Raw genomic sequence first — 20,886 nt, forward strand, 5'->3', positions numbered from 1 at the left:
GCAGCGAGTTTCACGGGTGGCTCAAGCGGCCCGTTTGAGGAGATAGCATGATTGTTCGTCCCGTACGCAGCAGCGATTTACCCGCTCTGATCGACTTGGCCCGCAGCACCGGTACTGGCCTGACCACCTTGCCGGCCAACGAAGAACGTCTGGCTCATCGGGTCGGCTGGGCCGAGAAGACCTTCCGCGGCGAAGCCGGGCGCGGTGATGCGGACTACCTGTTCGTACTCGAAGACGACAATGGCCGTGTGGTGGGTATTTCCGCCATTGCCGGCGCCGTCGGCCTGCGCGAGCCCTGGTACAACTTCCGGGTCGGCCTGACGGTCAGCGCCTCCCAAGAGCTGAACATCTATCGCGAAATTCCGACGCTGTTCCTGGCCAACGACCTGACCGGCAACTCTGAACTGTGCTCGCTGTTCCTGCATGCCGATTATCGCAGTGGCCTCAATGGCCGCATGCTGGCCAAGGCGCGTCTGCTGTTCATCGCCGAGTTCCCTCAACTGTTCGGCAACAAGATCATTGCCGAGATGCGCGGCATGTCCGACGCGGCGGGCCGATCGCCGTTCTGGGAAAGCCTGGGCCGTCACTTCTTCAAGATGGAATTCAGCCAGGCCGATTACCTGACGGGTGTGGGCAACAAGGCATTCATCGCCGAACTGATGCCGAAATTCCCGCTGTACACCTGCTTCCTGTCCGAAGATGCGCGCAACGTGATTGGCCAGGTTCATCCAGACACCGAGCCGGCGCTGTCGATGCTCAAGAGTGAAGGTTTCAGCTATCAAGGCTACGTCGACATCTTTGATGCCGGCCCTGCGGTGGAATGCGAAACCACCAAGATCCGTGCGGTGCGCGACAGCCAGGCGCTGGTGCTGGCCATCGGCACCCCGGGTGACGACGCCACGCCGTTCCTGATTCATAACCGCAAGCGCGAAGACTGCCGGATCACTGCCGCGCCAGCACGCTTCGCCGCCGGCACTTTGGTGGTCGATCCGCTGACCGCCAAACGTCTTCAACTCAACGCCGGCGATCAAGTGCGCGCCGTTCCGTTGTCCGCTGCTCGGGAGTCGAAATAATGAATTCGCTATACATCGCCGGTGAATGGCTGGCTGGTCAGGGTGAAAGCTTTCAATCGGTAAACCCGGTGACCCAGCAAGTGCTGTGGGCCGGCGAAGGCGCCACGACCGGTCAGGTCGAGTCGGCTGTGCAAGCCGCGCGTCAGGCGTTCCCGGGTTGGGCTCGCCGTACCCTGGAAGAGCGCATCAGCGTGTTGGAAGCCTTTGCCGCTGCGTTGAAGAATCACGCTGACGAGCTGGCTCGCACCATCGGTGAAGAAACCGGTAAACCCCTGTGGGAAGCGGCGACTGAAGTCACCAGCATGGTCAACAAGATTGCCATCTCGGTGCAGAGCTATCGCGAACGTACCGGCGAGAAGAGCGGCCCGCTGGGCGACGCCACTGCGGTATTGCGCCACAAACCGCACGGTGTGGTGGCGGTGTTTGGCCCTTACAACTTCCCCGGTCACTTGCCGAACGGTCACATCGTGCCGGCGCTGCTGGCCGGGAACAGCGTGCTGTTCAAGCCGAGTGAGCTGACCCCGAAAGTGGCCGAGCTGACGGTCAAGTGCTGGATCGAAGCCGGTCTGCCGGCTGGTGTGCTGAACCTGCTGCAAGGCGCTCGCGAAACCGGTATTGCCCTGGCGGCGAACCCGGGCATCGACGGTCTGTTCTTCACCGGTTCCAGCCGTACCGGCAATCACCTGCATAAGCAGTTTTCCGGTCGTCCAGACAAGATCCTTGCACTGGAAATGGGCGGTAACAACCCGCTGGTGGTGGATCAGGTCGCGGACCTCGATGCCGCCGTTTACACCATCATTCAGTCGGCCTTCATTTCTGCCGGTCAGCGTTGCACCTGTGCCCGTCGCTTGCTGGTGCCGCAAGGCGCCTGGGGCGATACGCTGCTGGCGCGTCTGGTGGCGGTCAGCTCGACGATTGAAGTCGGTGCGTTCGATCAGCAACCGGCGCCGTTCATGGGCTCGGTGATTTCCCTCGGCGCTGCAAAAGCGCTGATGGATGCGCAAGAACATCTGCTGGCCAACGGCGCCGTGGCGCTGTTGGAAATGACTCAGCCCCAGGCTCAGGCAGCCTTGCTGACCCCGGGCATTCTGGACGTAACGGCGGTTGCCGATCGCCCGGACGAAGAGCTGTTCGGTCCGCTGCTGCAAGTGATCCGCTACGCTGATTTTGAAGCGGCGATCGCTGAAGCCAACGACACCGACTATGGCCTGGCGGCTGGTTTGCTGTCGGATTCCGAAGCGCGTTATCAGCAGTTCTGGCTGGAAAGCCGGGCCGGTATCGTCAACTGGAACAAGCAGCTGACCGGTGCGGCGAGCAGTGCGCCATTCGGCGGTGTCGGCGCATCGGGCAACCATCGCGCCAGTGCCTACTACGCCGCAGATTACTGCGCGTACCCGGTGGCCTCGCTGGAAACCCCGAGCCTGACCATGCCAGCGGCTCTCACGCCTGGCGTGAAAATGGCGTGATGCCCATCGCCAGCAGGCTGGCTCCCACAGGTTCGGTGGTGTACACAAATTTTGTGTGCGACCCAATCACTGTGGGAGCCAGCCTGCTGGCGATGGCCGCGCCGCGGTCTTACTGAATAGTTACTGAAGCCATAACAACAGATTCTCGTGGAGCCTCGCTGATGAAATCCTATGAAGTCAATTTTGACGGTCTAGTGGGGCCGACCCATAACTACGGCGGCCTGTCCTACGGCAACGTCGCGTCCCAGAGCAACAGCCAGCAGTCTTCGAACCCGAAGGAAGCCGCGCTGCAAGGCCTGGCGAAGATGAAAGCGCTGATGGAAATGGGCTTTCAGCAAGGCGTTTTGGCGCCACAAGAACGTCCGGACGTAGCCGCATTGCGCCGACTGGGTTTCAGCGGTACCGATGCTCAGGTGATCGAGCGCGCCGCCAAAGAAGCCATGCCGCTGCTGGTTGCCAGTTGCTCGGCGTCGAGCATGTGGGTGGCGAATGCCGCCACGGTCAGCCCGAGCGCCGACACCGCGGATGGCCGCGTGCATTTCACCGCCGCCAACCTGAACTGCAAATACCACCGCAGCATCGAACACCCAACCACCAGCCGCGTACTGGGGGCGATGTTCGCCGATCAGAAGCACTTTGCTCACCACGCCGCTTTGCCAGCCGTGGCGCAGTTCGGTGACGAAGGCGCGGCCAACCACACCCGTTTCTGCCGTGACTATGGTGAAGCTGGCGTCGAGTTTTTCGTGTTCGGTCGCAGCGCGTTCGACACCCGTTACCCGAATCCGCAGAAGTACCCGGCACGCCAGACGCTCGAAGCGTCCCAGGCCGTCGCGCGTCTGCACGGCCTGAGTGATGACGGCGTGGTCTATGCCCAGCAGAACCCTTCGGTGATCGATCAGGGCGTGTTCCACAACGACGTGATCGCGGTGGGTAACGGCGAGGTGCTGTTCTATCACGAGGACGCCTTCCTCGACACCGAGCAGATGCTGGCTGAACTGCAAGGCAAACTCGCAAAAGCCGGTGGCAAATTTCAGTCGATCTGCGTACCGCGTTCCGCGGTCACCGTGGAAGACGCGGTACGTTCCTACCTGTTCAATAGCCAGCTGCTGTCGCGTCCTGACGGCACCATGCTATTGATCGTGCCGGAAGAATGCCGTGGCAACGAGCGTGTCTGGCAGTACCTGCAAGGCCTGACCAGCTCTGGCGGCCTGATCCGCGAGGTGAAAGTTTTCGATCTCAAGCAGAGCATGCAGAACGGCGGTGGCCCGGCTTGCCTGCGGTTGCGCGTCGCACTTAACGAAACCGAACTGGCGGCCGTCAACCAAGGGGTTATCATGACGGCACCGTTGTACGGCACATTGACCGAATGGGTCGACAAGCACTACCGCGACCGCATGACCGAAAACGATCTGGCGGACCCGCAATTGCTGCTTGAGTGCCGGACGGCACTGGATGAACTGACGCAAATCCTTAAACTGGGCGCGGTTTATCCATTCCAGATCAATTGAACGTCGAGAGCGTAAAACACATGAGCGATACCCTGCAGCTGATCCTTGAAGACACCGACGGCACGCAACTGGAAACTTCCTGCACCCGCGTCGCGGTCATGTGGCAAGGCAAAGAGCTGTGGATCCAGCAGGACGGCCGCGGCCAGTTGCTGATCGGCGTGGACGTTGAAGAAGGTGACGCTGAATACGCCAACCTGCTGCTGCGCCCATTGGCGACTAATCTGGTAAGTTTGCAACTGGAGATGGAACCGGCGGACGTCGGTGATGATGAGGACCACGTACACGGCCCGGATTGCAATCACGACCACTAAGGAAACCGCTCTATGCTCGCCCTCGGCAAACTGCTTGAACTGACCCTCGCCGGCCGCGAACCGGCGGAGAAGACTCAACTGACTGTCGAAGGCGTGCGGATGCGCTGGTTGAGCGAAGGTGCGCTGGAAGTCCGGCCACCTGAAGCCCGCGACAATGGCCTGGACCTGCTGCTTTCGGCCGGCATCCATGGCAACGAAACAGCGCCGATCGAGCTGCTCGATCGCCTGTTGCATGACATCGCCCGCGGTGACTTGAAGCCGTGCGCACGTATTCTGTTCCTGTTCGGGAACCCGGAAGCAATTCGCAAAGGCGAGCGTTTCATCGAGCAGGATGTCAATCGGCTGTTCAACGGCCGGCACGAACAAACCAGTGGTTCCGAGGCGTTGCGCGCTTGTGAGCTGGAGCGGCTGGCGGCGACTTTCTTCAGCCTGCCGGACCGCAATCGCCTGCACTACGACCTGCACACGGCGATCCGTGGCTCGAAAATCGAGCAGTTCGCCCTGTACCCCTGGAAAGAAGGTCGTCAGCATTCACGCCTGGAACTGGCTCGCCTGCGCGCCGCCGGCATGGAAGCGGTGCTGTTGCAGAACAAACCCTCCATCGTCTTCAGCTCCTATACCTACGACAAGCTCGATGCCGAGTCCTTCACCCTGGAGTTGGGCAAGGCCCGGCCGTTCGGGCAGAACGATGGGGTCAACGTCAGCCTTCTTGAAACCCGCCTGAAGCAGATCATCGAAGGCACCGAGCCGCCAATGACCGACGACGGACTGGATGGCTTGCAATTGTTCAGCGTCGCGCGGGAAGTCATCAAGCACAGCGATAGCTTCCGCCTGAACCTGCCGACGGATATCGAGAACTTTTCAGAGTTGAAGGTGGGGTATGTACTGGCCGAGGATATCGCCAATACCCGCTGGGTCATCGAAGAGCAGGGCGCCCGGATCATCTTCCCGAACCCCAAGGTCAAGAACGGCCTGCGCGCCGGCATCCTGATCGTGCCGACCACCGACGAAAACCTCGCGTAGGCACAACACATGATCGTTCCCACGCTCCGCGTGGGAATGCAGCCCGGGACGCTCCGCGTCCCAATAGCGGACGCAGAGCGTCCATTGAGGCATTCCCACGCAGAGCGTGGGAACGATCATTCGACTAGACGGCTACTGCGCGGGGCTCGCTGCGACGCAACGCACGCATCTTGTGTAGCGTATCCGCACAAGTCTTTGCCGCTTCCTGACCTTTATGCACGAAATGCTCGAAGAAGAACTTCTGATGTTCTTCGCCGGCATGGAAGTGATGCGGGGTCAAAACCACCGAGAACACCGGCACTTCGGTTTCCAGCTGCACCTGCATCAGGCCGCTGATCACTGACTGGGCGACGAATTCGTGGCGATAGATGCCGCCGTCGACCACCAGGCCCGCCGCGACGATGCCAGCATAACGACCCGACTTGGCCAGCAGTTTGGCGTGCAGCGGAATTTCAAAGGCGCCGCCGACCTCGAAGAAATCGATGTCCGACTCCTGATAACCCTGAGCAATCATTTCGGCGACGAAGCCTTTACGGCTCTGATCGACGATTTCCTTGTGCCAGCAGGCCTGAATGAACGCGACGCGCTCGCCCTGATGGTTTTTGCTTTTGCTATCGATTGCGGTGGGTTGCATGTTCTGACTCCTGTTTGTGTGAAAAACAGGGCGTTATGAATCGAATGGGATTTAAGGGTATGCACGCTCGCACGAGTGCCTGCGGACAGCCCTTTGGCGCCAATCCCGCTCTCTCTTCATCCGGACTATGACCGTCGGCCCCGGGATCACACCGGGTCTGCTGACCTTGCCGCCATCACAGCCATTGCCGTGCTGCCGCCAAGCGCTCGCGGGCTATGCGCATTGCGCGCAATTACCGCCGGTGGGGAGTTACACCCCGCCCTGAGAACGTTTTGCCGCCAGATTGTTTGGCGGCGAGCGTTTTTAACACATATTTCCGGGACGTGCATGGCCAATACCGGTCAATCAAAATGCAGAACCTGTGGGAGCGGGCTTGCCCGCGATAGCGTTGTGTCAGTCACCTTAGTTATCGACTGACAGTTCGCTATCGCGGGCAAGCCCGCTCCCACAGGGATGTGCTTTCTCGAGGAGTAACGTGCCTTTTCCTTGTTCAAGGCTTGATTATTCGGCGACTTGACCGCAGTAATTCCAATCCAAAAGGGATTTTCCCCTGCTTACCGAGGCCAGATTCATGAGCGTTATCGATCTTCGCAGCGACACCGTCACCCAACCGACCGAAGGAATGCTCGACGCGATGGCCAATGCAGCCACCGGTGACGACGTTTATGGCGAAGATCCGACGGTCAACCGTCTGGAGGCCGAACTGGCAAAACGATTGGGTTTTGCCCAGGCACTGTTTGTCCCGACGGGCACCATGAGCAACTTGCTCGGTCTGATGGCCCACTGCGATCGCGGTGACGAATACATTGTCGGACAACAGGCTCACACCTATAAGTACGAAGGTGGTGGCGCGGCAGTGCTTGGTTCGATCCAGCCGCAGCCGCTGGAAGTGCAGGCCGATGGTTCGCTGGACCTGGCGCAGGTCGCCGCCGCGATTAAACCGGATGACTTCCACTTCGCCCGCACTCGTTTGCTGGCGCTGGAAAACACCATGCAGGGCAAGGTTTTGCCGCTGGAATATCTGGTCCGGGCACGCCGTTTCACTGGTGAAAACGGCTTGGCGCTGCATCTGGATGGCGCACGACTTTACAACGCGGCAGTCAAGCTTGGGGTCGATGCGCGGGAGATCACTCAGTATTTCGATTCGGTTTCGGTTTGCCTGTCCAAAGGTCTGGGGGCGCCGATCGGTTCGGTGCTGTGCGGCTCGGTCGAGTTGATCGCCAAGGCGCGACGTCTGCGCAAAATGGTCGGCGGCGGCATGCGCCAGGCCGGGATTCTCGCCGCAGCGGGGCTTTATGCGCTGGACAACAACGTTCAGCGCCTGGCAGATGACCATACCAATGCGCACTATTTGGCCGACGGCCTGCGAGCAGCGGGCTATGAGGTCGAGCCGGTGCAGACCAACATGGTTTACGTGCAAGTGGGCGACAAGGCCGAAGCGATCAAGGCTTTTGCCGCGACACGCGGGATCAAGCTCAGCGCTGCCGGTCGTCTGCGAATGGTCACGCACATGGACGTCAGTCGTGCGCAAATCGAGCAAGTCGTCGCCACATTTGCCGACTTTTCTCACAACTGACCGTGTTAGCCGTCCAATTGACTGTTTGTATCGTACAAACACACTGTACCTAGTCACTAACGCCGATATAATGCGGCCCTTTGCCGTCGCTTCGTCTGTTGACGTTTCGCACAGGCCTTTGGCCGCAGCCTCCGTGGAAGAACCTAATGAAAAGCGCAGAAATCCGTGAAGCCTTCCTTCGCTTCTTCGAAGAGCAAGGCCACACCCGTGTAGCCTCCAGCTCTTTGATTCCGGGCAACGACCCAACCCTGCTGTTCACTAACGCGGGGATGAACCAGTTCAAGGACTGCTTTCTGGGCCAGGAAAAGCGCGCGTACACCCGCGCTGTAAGCAGCCAGAAATGCGTGCGCGCCGGCGGCAAGCACAACGATCTGGAAAACGTCGGTTACACCGCCCGTCACCACACCTTCTTCGAAATGCTGGGTAACTTCAGCTTCGGTGATTATTTCAAGCGTGACGCCATCACCTACGCCTGGAACTTCCTGACCTCCGAAAAGTGGCTGAACCTGCCCAAAGAAAAGCTCTGGGTCACCGTCTACGCCAGCGATGACGAGGCGTACGACATCTGGACCAAGGACATCGGCGTGCCGGCCGAGCGCATGGTTCGCATCGGCGACAACAAGGGCGCGCCGTACGCGTCCGACAACTTCTGGACCATGGGCGATACCGGCCCATGCGGTCCTTGCACCGAGATTTTCTACGATCACGGCGCCGACATCTGGGGTGGCCCACCGGGTTCGCCGGAAGAAGACGGCGACCGTTACATCGAAATCTGGAACAACGTGTTCATGCAGTTCAACCGCACCGCCGATGGCGTGTTGCACCCGTTGCCAGCGCCGTCGGTGGACACCGGCATGGGCCTGGAGCGGATCAGTGCCGTGCTGCAGCACGTTCACTCGAACTATGAAATCGACCTGTTCCAGAGCCTGCTGATTGCATCGGCCAAGGCGATCGGTTGCACCAACGATGCTCAGGCGTCGCTGAAAGTCGTGGCTGACCACATCCGTTCCTGCGGCTTCCTGATTGCCGACGGCGTGCTGCCGTCCAACGAAGGTCGCGGCTATGTGCTGCGCCGGATCATTCGTCGCGCTTGCCGTCACGGCAACAAACTGGGCGCCAAGGGCAGCTTCTTCTATCAGATCGTTGCGGCCCTGGTCGCCGAGATGGGCGAAGCGTTCCCTGAGCTGAAATCCCAACAGGCGCACATCGAGCGCGTCCTGAAAGCCGAAGAAGAGCAATTCGCCAAGACCCTGGAACAGGGCCTGAAGATCCTCGAGCAGGATCTGGCCGAACTCAAAGGCGACGTGGTGCCGGGCGATGTAGTGTTCAAACTTTACGACACTTACGGCTTCCCGATGGACCTGACCGGCGACATCGCTCGCGAACGCAGCCTGACCATCGACGAAGAAGGCTTCGAGCGCGAAATGGAAGCCCAACGCGTCCGTGCCCGCTCCGCCAGCTCCTTTGGCATGGACTACAACAGCCTGGTCAAGGTTGATGTGGCCACCGAGTTCACCGGTTACACCGCTCACAGCGGTTCCGCCAAAATCGTAGCTCTCTATAAAGACGGGCAATCGGTTGACGTGCTGAGCGAAGGCGAAGAGGGCGTGGTCGTTCTCAATCAGACCCCGTTCTATGCCGAATCCGGTGGTCAGATTGGTGATTGCGGCTTCCTCCAGGCTGGCGCTGCGCGTTTCGACGTGCGCGACACCACCAAGACCGGCGGCGCGTTCCTGCACCACGGTGTGCTGGATTCGGGCAGCCTGATCGTGGGGGCTCCGGTCGAGACTCATGTCGATGCCGACGTGCGTCACGCGACTTCGCTGAACCACTCCGCCACTCACTTGCTGCACGCCGCATTGCGCCAGGTACTGGGCGAGCACGTTCAGCAGAAAGGCTCGTTGGTCGACAGTCAGCGTCTACGCTTTGACTTCAGCCACTTCGAGGCGATCAAGCCTGAACAGTTGAAGGCGCTGGAAGACATCGTCAACGCCGAGATTCGCAAGAATTCCGAAGTTGAAACCGAAGAAACCGACATCGAAACCGCCAAGCAAAAAGGCGCCATGGCGTTGTTCGGCGAGAAGTACGGCGACAGCGTGCGCGTGCTGAGCATGGGTGATTTCTCTGTCGAGTTGTGCGGCGGTATTCACGCCACCCGTACCGGCGACATCGGCCTGCTGAAAATCATCAGCGAAGGCGGTGTGGCCTCCGGTGTGCGTCGTATCGAGGCAGTGACCGGTGCAGCTGCTCTGGCCTACTTGAACGCGGCAGAAGAACAACTCAAGGAAGCGGCCAACCTGGTCAAGGGCAGCCGCGATAACCTGATCGACAAGCTGTCGGCTGTGCTGGAGCGCAACCGTCTGCTGGAGAAGCAACTCGAGCAGTTGCAGGCCAAGGCGGCTAGCGCGGCGGGCGACGATCTGTCGGCTTCTGCCCTGGACGTCAAAGGCGTGAAAGTGCTGGCCGTGCGTCTGGACGGTCAGGACGGCAAGGCGCTGTTGGCGCTGGTCGATCAACTGAAAAACAAACTCGGCCGCGCAGTGATCCTGCTCGGCAGTGTCCATGAGGAAAAGGTCGTTCTGGTTGCAGGCGTGACCAAAGACCTGACTGGCCAACTCAAAGCCGGTGATTTGATGAAACAGGCTGCTGCGGCAGTGGGCGGGAAGGGCGGTGGTCGTCCAGACATGGCGCAGGGCGGTGGTATTGACGCTGGCGCACTGGATGCCGCATTGGCCCTGACTGTTCCATTTGTAGAGCAGGGTTTATAAGGCAGTGTGTCTGGCCCGCGGTCTAGTGGCGGGCCAGAACGCTGTTTGAGTGATTATTGGGCGCCCTTCATGGGCAGAGGCGGCTTTGAAATGGCTTTGATCGTACAGAAATTTGGAGGCACCTCAGTCGGCACTGTCGAGAGAATCGAGCAGGTCGCCGACAAGGTTAAGAAATTCCGCGAGGCGGGCGATGACCTGGTGGTTGTGCTGTCTGCAATGAGCGGCGAAACCAACCGTCTGATCGATCTGGCCAAGCAAATCAGTGGCGACGGTCAGCCGGTTCCTCGTGAGCTGGATGTGATCGTATCCACCGGTGAGCAGGTGACGATTGCACTGTTGGCCATGGCGCTGATCAAGCGTGGCGTGCCAGCGGTGTCGTACACCGGCAATCAGGTACGGATTCTGACGGATAGCGCGCACAATAAAGCGCGTATCTTGCAGATTGATGACCAGAAGATTCGCGGTGACCTGAAGGCTGGTCGTGTGGTGGTTGTCGCCGGTTTCCAGGGCGTCGACGAGCACGGCAATATCACCACCCTCGGTCGTGGCGGTTCCGATACCACCGGCGTGGCGCTGGCGGCAGCCCTGAAGGCTGACGAATGCCAGATCTACACCGACGTCGACGGTGTCTACACCACCGATCCGCGTGTGGTGTCCGTGGCTCAGCGCCTGGACAAGATCACCTTCGAAGAGATGCTGGAAATGGCCAGCCTCGGTTCCAAGGTATTGCAGATCCGTGCGGTGGAATTCGCCGGTAAGTACAACGTTCCGCTGCGCGTACTGCACAGCTTCAAGGAGGGTCCGGGCACCCTCATTACTATTGATGAAGAGGAAACCATGGAACAGCCGATCATTTCCGGCATCGCTTTCAACCGCGATGAAGCCAAGCTGACCATCCGTGGCGTGCCAGACACCCCGGGCGTGGCGTTCAAGATTCTCGGCCCGATCAGTGCCGCGAACATCGAAGTCGACATGATCGTGCAGAACGTTGCGCACGATAACACCACCGACTTCACCTTCACCGTGCACCGCAATGACTTCCAGGCGGCGCAAACCGTTCTGGAAAACACTGCTCGCGAGATCGGTGCCCGTGAAGTCATTGGCGACACCAAGATCGCCAAGGTCTCGATCGTCGGCGTCGGCATGCGCTCCCACGCAGGTGTGGCCAGCCGTATGTTCGAATCCCTGGCGAAAGAGAGCATCAACATCCAGATGATCTCGACCTCGGAAATCAAGGTGTCCGTGGTGATCGAAGAGAAGTACCTGGAGCTGGCTGTGCGCGCTCTGCACACGGCTTTCGAACTGGATGCGCCGGCCCGACAGGGCGAGTAATACGTTCCCCCAAGGGCGCGGTCTGACCGCGCCCTTCGTTTTTTTGAATGGCGCGTACCAAAACTGTTCTTTTGCTCGCGCTAGTCAATACTCAGGCATGTAGGGCTGCGATCGTTCCGGTTGTAGGTCGAATGCCTTTTTTTTGCAGACTGTTGTCCCTGAAATGAAATGCGTGAGGAGAAAGGTATGCTGATTCTGACTCGTCGGTGCGCAGAAAGCCTGATTATTGGTGATGGCGAAATCACTGTGACCGTGCTCGGCGTAAAAGGAAATCAAGTGCGTATCGGTGTCAACGCCCCGAAAGAGGTTGCTGTGCATCGTGAAGAAATTTACCTGCGTATAAAGAAAGAGAAGGACGAAGAACCAAGCCATTAATTTTTATCGTTTTTTATGTTTGCAAACGGGGAAAAGGTTGGTTAAGATACGCCCCGTGTTGCGGAGAGCTGGCCGAGTGGCCGAAGGCGCTCCCCTGCTAAGGGAGTACACCTCAAAAGGGTGTCGGGGGTTCGAATCCCCCGTTCTCCGCCATTATTTGCGTAGTACGTTGTAATCTGGCTTCTTCGGTAAGTTGTTGAAATTACTAGAAAAAGTGCTTTACAAAAAGATTCAACGGCCTATAATGCGCGGCAACAAATGCACTCGTAGCTCAGCTGGATAGAGTACTCGGCTACGAACCGAGCGGTCACAGGTTCGAATCCTGTCGAGTGCACCATTTAAGAGTTGTTTGCAGTAATGTGAATAACTTGGCTTCAACCAGTTGTGATCTGGTATAAAAACACAAATGCACTCGTAGCTCAGCTGGATAGAGTACTCGGCTACGAACCGAGCGGTCACAGGTTCGAATCCTGTCGAGTGCACCAAACAACAAAAAGCCCGCGTTTAACGCGGGCTTTTTGCCGTCTGCGATTTGGCTTTTCCTTTGGTACAACCTTTCTCGTCAAACTCGATATGAGCACTGCGCCCTCGCTTGTTGTCGTAGCGATAGCTTGTGGCTGAATTGCGGGTGGTGATTTTGTCGGGTTTGCCGAGCGCACTTTCGACGTCCTGCTGGCTCATGCCGGCAACGACCCGCTGATTGATGATCGCTATGCGGCGTTCCTTCGCGCTGAGCAGATCTCCACATATGCCTTCGGATTGACCAACCACCGTCGGCTCTCTCCTTTGCAATTTCGTACCTGATGTTTCGCGAGACTCGGCCTCAGGCATCAGGGGCGTCACGCTGCCTGGCAGGAACGTGCGTACGTCGTGTGCTGAGAGGCTTTCTCCTGTCGTACAGCTCAAGGTTGTGAAGGTGATGTGCCCATTGGCCGCTTCGCACCGGTGAACGGTCGTGGCGAGCACTTGGGGCGGCAGGCAGAGCAGGGTGGCAAGCAAATAATGAGCAATCGATGGCATTCGACGTCCTCCATGACGGTCTTCATCAAGGGTAGTCATTACATTTTCAGGCGGCGGTGTGTTTTCTTTTCAGGATGAGTCGTCGCAGTTTCATGGATCAGGATGGCGCTCAGGTTTATCTCGCAAGCACTTGTTTCAGCCGCGATTTTTTAACGTTTAAAACCGTCAGGCGGTGTTATCATTGCGCCCGTCAGCCCCGCCGGGGCTTGTGGAATACCTCCATGGACTTACCCAGTAGTTACTCGTTACCCCGTTTTTACAATCATGAATTGACTGATTGATCCTTCCGGCGTGCCCCGCTGCTGGGAGTGGAGTTCGCCTATGTCTGAAGCTGAAGTAAAGAAAACGCAGGAAAGCTTGCAGGACCGCCTCGCTCAAGTCGTTGAGCTGCTGCAGCGCCAGCGAGTGGTCGAAGACCTGACTCATCGCCAGGAAGGTCCGCATCACGACCGGGTCGAGAACCTGGTTCACCGGCAAAACCTTGTCGAGTTGCAACGCAAGCTCGATGATCTGCATTCCGCCGACGTTGCCTACATCCTTGAAGCCTTGCCGCTGGACGATCGCCTGACAGTCTGGCAATTGGTCAAGGCTGATCGCGACGGCGACATTCTGCTCGAAGTATCCGATTCGGTTCGTGAAACCCTGATCGCCGACATGGACGATCACGAGCTCTTGGCGGCGGCCAAGGACATGGATGCCGACGAACTCGCTGACCTGGCCTCCGAGCTGCCGCGAGACGTCGTCCACGAGCTGATGGAAACCCTCGATAATCAACAGCGTGAGCGCGTCCGCTCCGCGTTGTCCTATGACGAGGAGCAGGTCGGTGCGCTGATGGACTTCGAGATGGTGACTATCCGTGAGGATGTCAGTCTCGAAGTGGTTTTGCGTTACCTGCGTCGTCTCAAAGAACTGCCAAGCCACACCGACAAACTGTTCGTGGTCGATTACGACGGCGTGCTCAAGGGTGTGTTACCGATCAAGCGTCTGCTGGTCAACGACCCGGAAAAGCAGGTGTCGGAAGTCATGGCCAGCGACCCGGTGAGTTTTCATCCGGATGAAGATGCTTACGAGGCAGCGCAAGCATTCGAACGTTATGACTTGATCTCGGCGCCGGTAGTCGACAAGAACGGCAAGCTGATCGGTCGTCTGACCATCGATGAAATGGTCGACCTGATCCGTGAAGAGAGCGAAAACGAAGTTCTCAACATGGCGGGTCTGCGTGAAGAAGAAGATATTTTCGCATCAGTCTGGAAGTCCCTGCGCAACCGTTGGGCCTGGCTGGCGATAAACCTGATCACCGCGTTCATTGCATCCCGGGTGATCGGCCTGTTCGAAGGATCCATCGAGAAACTGGTAGCACTCGCGGCATTGATGCCGATCGTTGCCGGTATCGGTGGCAACTCGGGTAACCAGACAATCACCATGATCGTTCGGGCCATGGCGCTGGACCAGGTCAGTACCGGCAATACGTCGCGGCTGATGCGCAAGGAGTTGGCGGTCGGCTTGATCAATGGTCTGGTCTGGGGCGGCGTGATTGGTGTGGTGGCCTATTTGCTTTATGGCAGTTGGTCCCTGGGCGTGGTGATGACCGCCGCCATGACGCTTAACCTGTTGCTTGCGGCGTTGATGGGGGTTTTGATTCCGATGACCCTGGCGCGGCTTGGGCGCGACCCGGCAATGGGTGCCAGTGTGATGATCACGGCCATGACTGACAGTGGCGGCTTTTTCATCTTCCTCGGGCTGGCGACGATTTTCCTGCTTTGATGTCCTGTTTTAAAAGAGCCCGCCAATCGGCGGGTTTTTTTTAGCCAAATTTCAGGCAAAAAAAAAGCCAGCAATTACGCTGGCTTGAGCTTTCGGGATGAATCAGGAAGCGTCTGCGGCCATTTCGGCGTCATGGGCGATCAGCGAAACCAGAGCGTTTTGCTGGCGGTGGGAGAGCTGGCGGAAGCGCTGCAGCAGTTCGCGTTCATGCAAAGACAGTTCGGGGCTGTCCAGGCGCATGCTCAACTCTTCACCCAACGCGCCTTCCTGAATAAGGCTTTGCTCAAGGCGCGCGATGATTTCGGAGTTCATGCTGCGATGATGATTGCGAGCCACCTCGGCAATGCGTTCACGCATTCCGTCTGGCAGACGTACGACGAACTTGTCAGCCGTACGGCTGGAATAAATTGCCTGTTTCAATGGGCGCATATATTTAACCGGTTAGTTCAGGGGAGCGGTTCTCGGGATAGGCCGCAGGATGTCAGATAGGACAAGCACTCCGGCCAAATGTTCAACCTGAATTGATAGAGGCGCGTATCATGCCTCAAATTAGCCAGATCATTGGCGTCAATTCTGTGACAAATATTGATCTGGGTAAAGGCTTAATGCCAGCACCTATTACCAGAAATGCGGACTGGTTTGAAAATAATCCATGAGTCCGAATGACTGACCGCGTCCTCTTGCCCGACAGGTGATGCCCGAAGACGCCTGAAGGTGCATGCTATGCGGATTCGATCCTTGTTCCTTACCTTATACAGGATAGTGGCAAATGGCCGATTTACTAGTCTGGGCGTATGGCGCGGGATGATTTCAGGATGGGTGGCAGGCTAATTTATTTAATAGGGCCTTCGGGATCCGGCAAGGACAGCCTTATCGAAACCGCTCGCGAGCCGCTGCGCGCACGCAATTGTGAAGTCGTGCGTCGCGTTATCACACGCTCGGCGGAATCGGTGGGTGAAGACGCCATCGAGGTGTCCCGCGAAGAGTTCGAACAACGCAGGGCCGAAGGAGATTTTGCGCTGTCGTGGCAGGCCAATGGGCTCAATTACGGTATTCCTGTGCGCGTAGACCAATGGCTCGCGGATGGTCGCGATGTGTTGATCAACGGTTCGCGCGGGCACCTGGCAGAAGCGCAACAGCGCTATCCCACGCTATTGCCGGTGCTATTGACGGTCAAGGATGAAGCCCTGCGCGAGCGCCTTTTACGGCGGGGGCGTGAGAGCCCGGCAGAAATTGAAGCAAGACTGCGCCGTAATGCGCTGTTTACGGCTGATGAGCCAATCGATGGTATGCAGATCTGTCAACTCGATAACTCCGGCGACCTTACTGTAACTGTCGCCAATCTTCTGGAGCTGCTGAACCTCAGCGCAAAACCGGATCGAACTTGATCTTGCGCCCGGCGATCAGCGCCAGCACGAACAGCGTACCGAACACGGCGCAAGCAATCAGGGGCAGGGTGACGACCGTGTCCCCGACCAATGACAAATGAAGGATGCCACTCAGTAAGGCGAGGACGAAAAATCCTGCGGCTGATTTAGACATGCTGTGCTCCTGATGGGGTGATTTCAAAATACCAAGCGTTCGAAAGACTGTGTGCGCAACTGAATAGTCTCTTGGCTCACCTCTTGGCTGACAAAACCGCGTTGATCGCTCAGGACTGCCAACTGCGGTGTTTTTTGCAGTTGCAGGTAATGGGGGATGCGTTGAGCAATCGTCGCAACATCGTTTTCGGGGAAGAAATGAAAACCCACCAGAACCGCCAAAGCGACCGCGTTTGCGACTAACAGAGCGCTGTTCATGGGGCTGACCTCCTGTGTTCTGTGAGAACAGCCGAAGCAGCCTGCATGCCAAAAGTTTAACGGCTATTAAATCCTTTAAAAACAATGAATTAAGATATTTTTGCAAAATCCCCGCATTGCATTTTGCAATGATGGCATTTTGCGGTTATGCAATTTGCACGGTAAACAAAGCCACGCTCTCGTGAGGCGTCTGCCTACACTTAAAAAGCCCTACGGACGACATGACAAAAGCGGGCCTGCCCGTTAACATGCACGCCGTCCATCGCTGCGCATTTCTTTGCGGGCGACTTGTGTCTCAGTAGCTCAATTGGATAGAGCATCCCCCTCCTAAGGGGAAGGTTGGCAGTTCGAACCTGCCCTGGGACACCACCTATTTGAAAGCCCCACGCAGAGTGATCTGGTGGGGCTTTTTTGTGGTTGTCTGCAGCGGTGGATTCGTCTCCAGCCCAACATCAAGCCGTCAGCGTATGGTCAGCCTCCCCAAACCAGGTGCGCACCAGATCGGTACCGCTTGTGCCCGTGTTGGCAAGGACCGCCACATCGGCGAAGTTCGTACCATTGGCTGCACCATCGGCATCCACCTTCACGGTGATGTCGCTGCCTGATTGCGCCAGTTGGACGAAGTCGGACGCCTGGCTGATACCGCTAACGAAGTTGGCGCTGAGCAGGGCAGAGAGGTCGAGTGCGTCGCCTTCGGCGAAGTTGTAGTCGAGGATGGTGTCCCCGCCTTCCGCCGCGTTGAGATAGGCGAACATATCGGCTCCCGCGCCACCGCTGAGCGTGTCCTCCCCACCACGACCCGCCAGGATGTCGTTGCCGTCGCCGCCACTGAGTACGTCTGCCGCCATGCTGCCTACGAGTGTGCCACTGGATGCTCCGTTGTAACTGACCTGGGTACCGGCCTCGCCGTCGGAGACCTGGAAGTCCTCCACTGTGTAGTGCCCTAGCAGGTTCACCTCGGCCCGGTGCATGCCGTCGTCCACCGTCAGCAGGCCGCCGCTGCCAGAGGCGTTGGCGCTGTAGCTGAGCTGGGTGTTGGCGCCGAAGGCGAGATCGCCGAAGGTCAGCATGTCATCGCTTTCCAGACCGAGGATGCCGACCAAGGAACCCGCCGCTTCGGCCTGTGCGATTACCAGCGTGCCCGCACCGTCGCCGTGGAAGGCGACGGACCCGTGTGCTGCGCCGGAAAAGGTCAGGGTCGCGTCGCCGTCGATGGTGGCGCTGCCGTTGCCCATCACGTCGGCCAGCAGGCGCATGTCGCCACCGTTGGCCCATAAGTGACCGGAGTTTTCGACCGCACTGGCCACCGTCATGCCGCCTTCACCCGTGGATTCCAGCACGCCGCTGTTGGTGATGGTGTGGGTGCCGGTGTCGAGCACCAGGCTGTTCAGCCCACTGGCCAGGATCAGGCCTGCATTGACCAATACCAACTGCCCGGCGCCCAACTGGCCGGCGCCGGAAATGCGGTTGTCGACGTTGGTCAGCACGGTGTCGGCGCTGCCACCGAAAATCACGTTCTGCGCGCTGTCGGATAGCAGTACCTGGCCGCCACCGGTCAAGGTTGCACCGCGGAACAGAATCTCAAGATTGGTCTCGCTGCCGGTGGAGCCGAGTTCGATGGTGCCGCTGTTATGAATGCTGCCACCGAACGGCATGATCGCGCCGTCGGCAATGGTGAGGGTACCGGTATTGGTCATGACCGGGTCCACATCGAACTGGAAGTTCGCTTCGCTCAAGTCCGCCGCATCGACACCTTTAAGGGTGACCGACTGGCCGGAGCTGATGCTGACCAGCGCATTGCCATTGGCGTCGTTAGCGATACTCAAGTCAGCAAAACCGGTGACACCCGCGAAGCCGATCAGGTCGATCTTGTCTACCGTGACATCGAAACTGTAGATCTGGTTGTTGCCGATCGGCTGAGCGAAGACGAAAGTGTCGGCACCGGACGAGCCAGTCAGGTTGTCGTCAGCGGACAAGGCGAAGATTGGTGCGTCGGGGGCAAAGGCCTCGACGTTATTGAACACATAGGAACTGCCCACACTGCCGTCGGCGTTAGTCCAGGTCATGTTGATATGGAGCACCGCGGCGCCCGCGAAGCCTTCTGGTGTTGTCACGGTCAATGCGCCGGGATCACTGGTCTGCACGGTCCAGCTGCCGTCGCCGTTGTTGGTTCCGGTGTTTAGAGTCCAATTCGACGGAACGTCGGTAACTGTGACAACAAAGCTGTCAATCAGGCCTGCTGATGGATCTGCAATCGCAAGGTTTATCGCTTCTCCGGACACTCCCGCAGGGTAAGTCAGGCTAATGCTTGTTGCAGCACTAACGTTGCCCGCCGCGTCCGTAGCCGTGACAAATAGCGTCTTGGTACCCGTAAACTTGCCATCCAGATCAATATTGGCGAATTGACCGCCGGTATTGGTCGTACCGGTCCCAATTTCTGTGTCGCCGGCGCCAAATACACCGTTGCCATTGTCCAGGTAAACCTTAATGGATGAATTTGCCTCGGCGTTCCCTGAAAGCTTATGGTTTGGGCCACCGCTCTTGTTGTAAGTCAGCCCAGTCGGTGATTCTGGCGGTGTCATATCAACCGGAGTCTCAACTACGTTCTGCACGTTTACCGTAATTGTCTGCGTGTCGGTTCCGCCATTGCCGTCGGCCACCAGAACGTCCACAACATAGGCATTGTCACCGTCAGCATCACCGACATCCTGGGCATTCTCGTAATCCGGCGCCGAATTGAACGTCAGCACCCCGCTTGAACTGATCGAGAACTTGCTGAAGTCCGTCCCGGCCGTATTCAGGATCGAGTAGCTCAGGGTTTGCGCCGGAAGATCAGCATCGGTCGCCGTTACTGTCGTGACCGCCGTGGTGTTCTCCGCCACATTGACCGAAGCCGTCGCACCACCACCGTTGGAGGTGATCACCGGGGAGTTATCGTTGACCCCCGTCACGGTCACCGCGATCGCCTGGTCGTCAAACAGCGTGCCGTCCGACGCCCGCACAATCACGTCATAGACGTTGTTGATTCCCGAGTCAGTCGGCGCTTCAAAGTTGGGTGCAGAGATAAAGCTCAGCGCGCCCGTGCCTGAAACGATCGAGAACTTCGCGGCATCCGCTCCGCCGACGATGCTGTAGCTCAGGGTTTGCGCCGGCAGATCGGCGTCGATCGCTGCCACCGTCGTGACCACCGTGCTGTTCTCCGCCACATTGACCGAAGCCGTTGCACCACCACCGTTGGAGGTGATCACCGGGCTGTTGTCGTTGACCCCCGTCACGGTCACCGCGATCGCCTGGTCGTCAAACAACGTGCCGTCCGACGCCCGCACAATCACGTCATAGACGTTGTTGGTTCCCGAATCAGTCGGCGCTTCAAAGTTGGGCGCAGAGACAAAGCTCAGCGCACCCGTGCCTGAAACGATCGAGAACTTCGCGGCATCCGCTCCGCCGACGATGCTGTAGCTCAGTGTTTGTGCCGGAAGATCAACGTCGGTTGCTACCACCGTTGTAACTGCCGTGGTGTTCTCCGCCACGCTGACCGAAGCCGTCGTACCACCGCCGTTGGAGGTGATTGTTGGCGAGTCGTTGCTGCCGTTGATGGTCACCGTCACCGCAGTCGCGGTGCCGTCGGCACTGAGTACCGTGAAGGTGTCGGTCAGGCTGTCGCCGACATTGAGTGCGTCGAAGGCCGAGTTGGCGGTATAGCTCCAGTTGCCCGCGGCATCGATGGCGAAGGTTCCGTTGGCGCCGGCGGTAGCGGATTGGGCCTGGAAGGTTTCCGGGCTGTCGATGTCGCTGATGGTGAGGGTGCCAGCTGTGGTCAGCGGGGCATTGGTTTCGGTCAGCGTGACGCTGGCCGAGGACAGCACGGCGGTGTCGTTACTGCCTTTGATGGTGACGGCCACCGAGGTCGCCGTGCCGTCGGCACTGAGTACCGTGAAGGTGTCGGTCAGGTTGTCGCCGACATTGAGTGCGTCGAAGGCCGAGTTGGCGGTATAGCTCCAGTTACCCGCGGCATCGATGGTGAAGGTTCCGTTGGCACCGGCGGTACCGGACTGGGCCTGGAAGGTTTCCGGGCTGTCGACGTCGCTGATAGTCAGGGTGCCGTTGGTGGTCAGCGGGGCATTGGTTTCGGTCAGGTTGACGATGTCGGCGGACAACACCGCGGCGTCGTTGGTCCCGAGGATATTGACGGTGACCGAAGTGACGGTGCCATCGGCACTGCTCATGACGAAGGTGT

17 protein-coding genes, 4 tRNA genes and 1 riboswitch are annotated in these 20,886 nt (G+C 58.5%); of the genes, 15 read left to right on the forward strand and 6 right to left on the reverse strand.

Going from position 1 to position 20,886, the window contains the following annotated elements; genetic code table 11:
- Positions 1-47 precede the first annotated feature (47 nt).
- The 5 genes from astA (at position 48) to astE (ending at position 5,381) form a co-directional block, all read left to right on the forward strand.
- Positions 48-1,073, forward strand: a complete 1,026-nt coding sequence (gene astA / locus ACQKPC_RS16160) for an arginine N-succinyltransferase (protein WP_008071838.1) — start codon at positions 48-50, stop codon at positions 1,071-1,073.
- Positions 1,070-2,539: a succinylglutamate-semialdehyde dehydrogenase gene (astD, locus tag ACQKPC_RS16165; protein ID WP_427625518.1), complete on the forward strand. Its 1,470-nt coding sequence runs from the start codon at positions 1,070-1,072 to the stop codon at positions 2,537-2,539. The genes astA and astD overlap by 4 nt, the downstream gene beginning before the upstream one ends.
- Before the next feature lie 161 nt (positions 2,540-2,700).
- Positions 2,701-4,047 (forward strand): N-succinylarginine dihydrolase, encoded by a 1,347-nt coding sequence (gene astB / locus ACQKPC_RS16170; RefSeq protein WP_427625512.1) that lies wholly within the window; start codon positions 2,701-2,703, stop codon positions 4,045-4,047.
- A 20-nt stretch (positions 4,048-4,067) separates the two neighbouring features.
- Positions 4,068-4,358 (forward strand): hypothetical protein, encoded by a 291-nt coding sequence (locus ACQKPC_RS16175; protein ID WP_007904718.1) that lies wholly within the window; start codon positions 4,068-4,070, stop codon positions 4,356-4,358.
- A gap of 12 nt (positions 4,359-4,370) precedes the next feature.
- Complete coding sequence (astE, locus tag ACQKPC_RS16180; RefSeq protein WP_427625513.1) at positions 4,371-5,381, forward strand: succinylglutamate desuccinylase; 1,011 nt, start codon at positions 4,371-4,373, stop codon at positions 5,379-5,381.
- 124 nt (positions 5,382-5,505) lie between these two features.
- On the opposite strand, the gene ACQKPC_RS16185 is transcribed toward astE, so the two are convergent.
- A complete protein-coding gene (locus tag ACQKPC_RS16185) occupies positions 5,506-6,015 on the reverse strand; it encodes a 6,7-dimethyl-8-ribityllumazine synthase (protein ID WP_008071834.1) in 510 nt (169 codons plus the stop codon).
- Positions 6,016-6,118: 103 nt separating this feature from the next.
- A riboswitch (FMN riboswitch) is annotated at positions 6,119-6,288 on the reverse strand.
- 298 nt (positions 6,289-6,586) lie between these two features.
- On the opposite strand from ACQKPC_RS16185, the gene ltaE reads away from it, so the two are divergent.
- The 7 genes from ltaE (at position 6,587) to ACQKPC_RS16220 (ending at position 12,551) form a co-directional block, all read left to right on the forward strand.
- Positions 6,587-7,591, forward strand: a complete 1,005-nt coding sequence (gene ltaE / locus ACQKPC_RS16190; RefSeq protein ID WP_427625514.1) for a low-specificity L-threonine aldolase — start codon at positions 6,587-6,589, stop codon at positions 7,589-7,591.
- Positions 7,592-7,737: 146 nt separating this feature from the next.
- The gene (gene alaS, locus ACQKPC_RS16195; protein ID WP_063342834.1) at positions 7,738-10,359 is read left to right on the forward strand and encodes an alanine--tRNA ligase; all 2,622 of its coding nucleotides are present in this window, start codon (positions 7,738-7,740) and stop codon (positions 10,357-10,359) included.
- A gap of 90 nt (positions 10,360-10,449) precedes the next feature.
- Positions 10,450-11,691, forward strand: coding sequence for an aspartate kinase (locus ACQKPC_RS16200; protein ID WP_038979429.1), 1,242 nt, complete (start codon positions 10,450-10,452; stop codon positions 11,689-11,691).
- A gap of 186 nt (positions 11,692-11,877) precedes the next feature.
- A complete protein-coding gene (csrA, locus tag ACQKPC_RS16205) occupies positions 11,878-12,066 on the forward strand; it encodes a carbon storage regulator CsrA (protein ID WP_002554426.1) in 189 nt (62 codons plus the stop codon).
- A gap of 62 nt (positions 12,067-12,128) precedes the next feature.
- Positions 12,129-12,219: transfer RNA gene (locus tag ACQKPC_RS16210), tRNA-Ser, on the forward strand.
- 107 nt (positions 12,220-12,326) lie between these two features.
- Positions 12,327-12,403: transfer RNA gene (locus ACQKPC_RS16215), tRNA-Arg, on the forward strand.
- Between the two features lie 71 nt (positions 12,404-12,474).
- A tRNA-Arg gene (locus ACQKPC_RS16220) sits at positions 12,475-12,551 on the forward strand.
- Between the two features lie 19 nt (positions 12,552-12,570).
- On the opposite strand, the gene ACQKPC_RS16225 is transcribed toward ACQKPC_RS16220, so the two are convergent.
- Complete coding sequence (locus ACQKPC_RS16225) at positions 12,571-13,086, reverse strand: cell envelope protein SmpA (RefSeq protein WP_427625515.1); 516 nt, start codon at positions 13,084-13,086, stop codon at positions 12,571-12,573.
- Positions 13,087-13,407: 321 nt separating this feature from the next.
- Here ACQKPC_RS16225 and mgtE point away from each other — a divergent pair, with 321 nt between their 5' ends.
- On the forward strand, positions 13,408-14,850 hold the full coding sequence (mgtE, locus tag ACQKPC_RS16230; RefSeq protein WP_008071822.1) for a magnesium transporter: 1,443 nt from the start codon (positions 13,408-13,410) through the stop codon (positions 14,848-14,850).
- A gap of 102 nt (positions 14,851-14,952) precedes the next feature.
- On the opposite strand, the gene ACQKPC_RS16235 is transcribed toward mgtE, so the two are convergent.
- A complete protein-coding gene (locus tag ACQKPC_RS16235; RefSeq protein ID WP_003178899.1) occupies positions 14,953-15,279 on the reverse strand; it encodes an Arc family DNA-binding protein in 327 nt (108 codons plus the stop codon).
- A 386-nt stretch (positions 15,280-15,665) separates the two neighbouring features.
- Here ACQKPC_RS16235 and phnN point away from each other — a divergent pair, with 386 nt between their 5' ends.
- Positions 15,666-16,238 carry a phosphonate metabolism protein/1,5-bisphosphokinase (PRPP-forming) PhnN gene (phnN, locus tag ACQKPC_RS16240; RefSeq protein ID WP_427625519.1) on the forward strand — a complete coding sequence of 191 codons (573 nt, stop codon included), beginning with the start codon at positions 15,666-15,668 and terminating at the stop codon, positions 16,236-16,238.
- Here phnN and ACQKPC_RS16245 read toward each other — a convergent pair.
- Entirely contained in the window at positions 16,213-16,392 is a 180-nt protein-coding gene (locus ACQKPC_RS16245) for a PA3371 family protein (RefSeq protein WP_008071818.1), read from the reverse strand. The two genes, phnN and ACQKPC_RS16245, sit on opposite strands and share 26 nt — an antisense overlap.
- A 23-nt stretch (positions 16,393-16,415) precedes the next feature.
- Positions 16,416-16,649: a hypothetical protein gene (locus ACQKPC_RS16250; protein WP_427625516.1), complete on the reverse strand. Its 234-nt coding sequence runs from the start codon at positions 16,647-16,649 to the stop codon at positions 16,416-16,418.
- A gap of 292 nt (positions 16,650-16,941) precedes the next feature.
- On the opposite strand from ACQKPC_RS16250, the gene ACQKPC_RS16255 reads away from it, so the two are divergent.
- Positions 16,942-17,018 (forward strand) — tRNA-Arg (locus ACQKPC_RS16255).
- A gap of 83 nt (positions 17,019-17,101) precedes the next feature.
- Here the strand turns inward: ACQKPC_RS16255 and ACQKPC_RS16260 are convergent.
- Positions 17,102-20,886: beta strand repeat-containing protein (locus tag ACQKPC_RS16260; protein WP_427625517.1), on the reverse strand; the 3,785-nt coding region annotated here is incomplete at its 5' end.

The sequence above is a fragment of the Pseudomonas sp. NPDC089918 genome (genome assembly GCF_050280605.1).
Taxonomy (GTDB): domain Bacteria; phylum Pseudomonadota; class Gammaproteobacteria; order Pseudomonadales; family Pseudomonadaceae; genus Aquipseudomonas.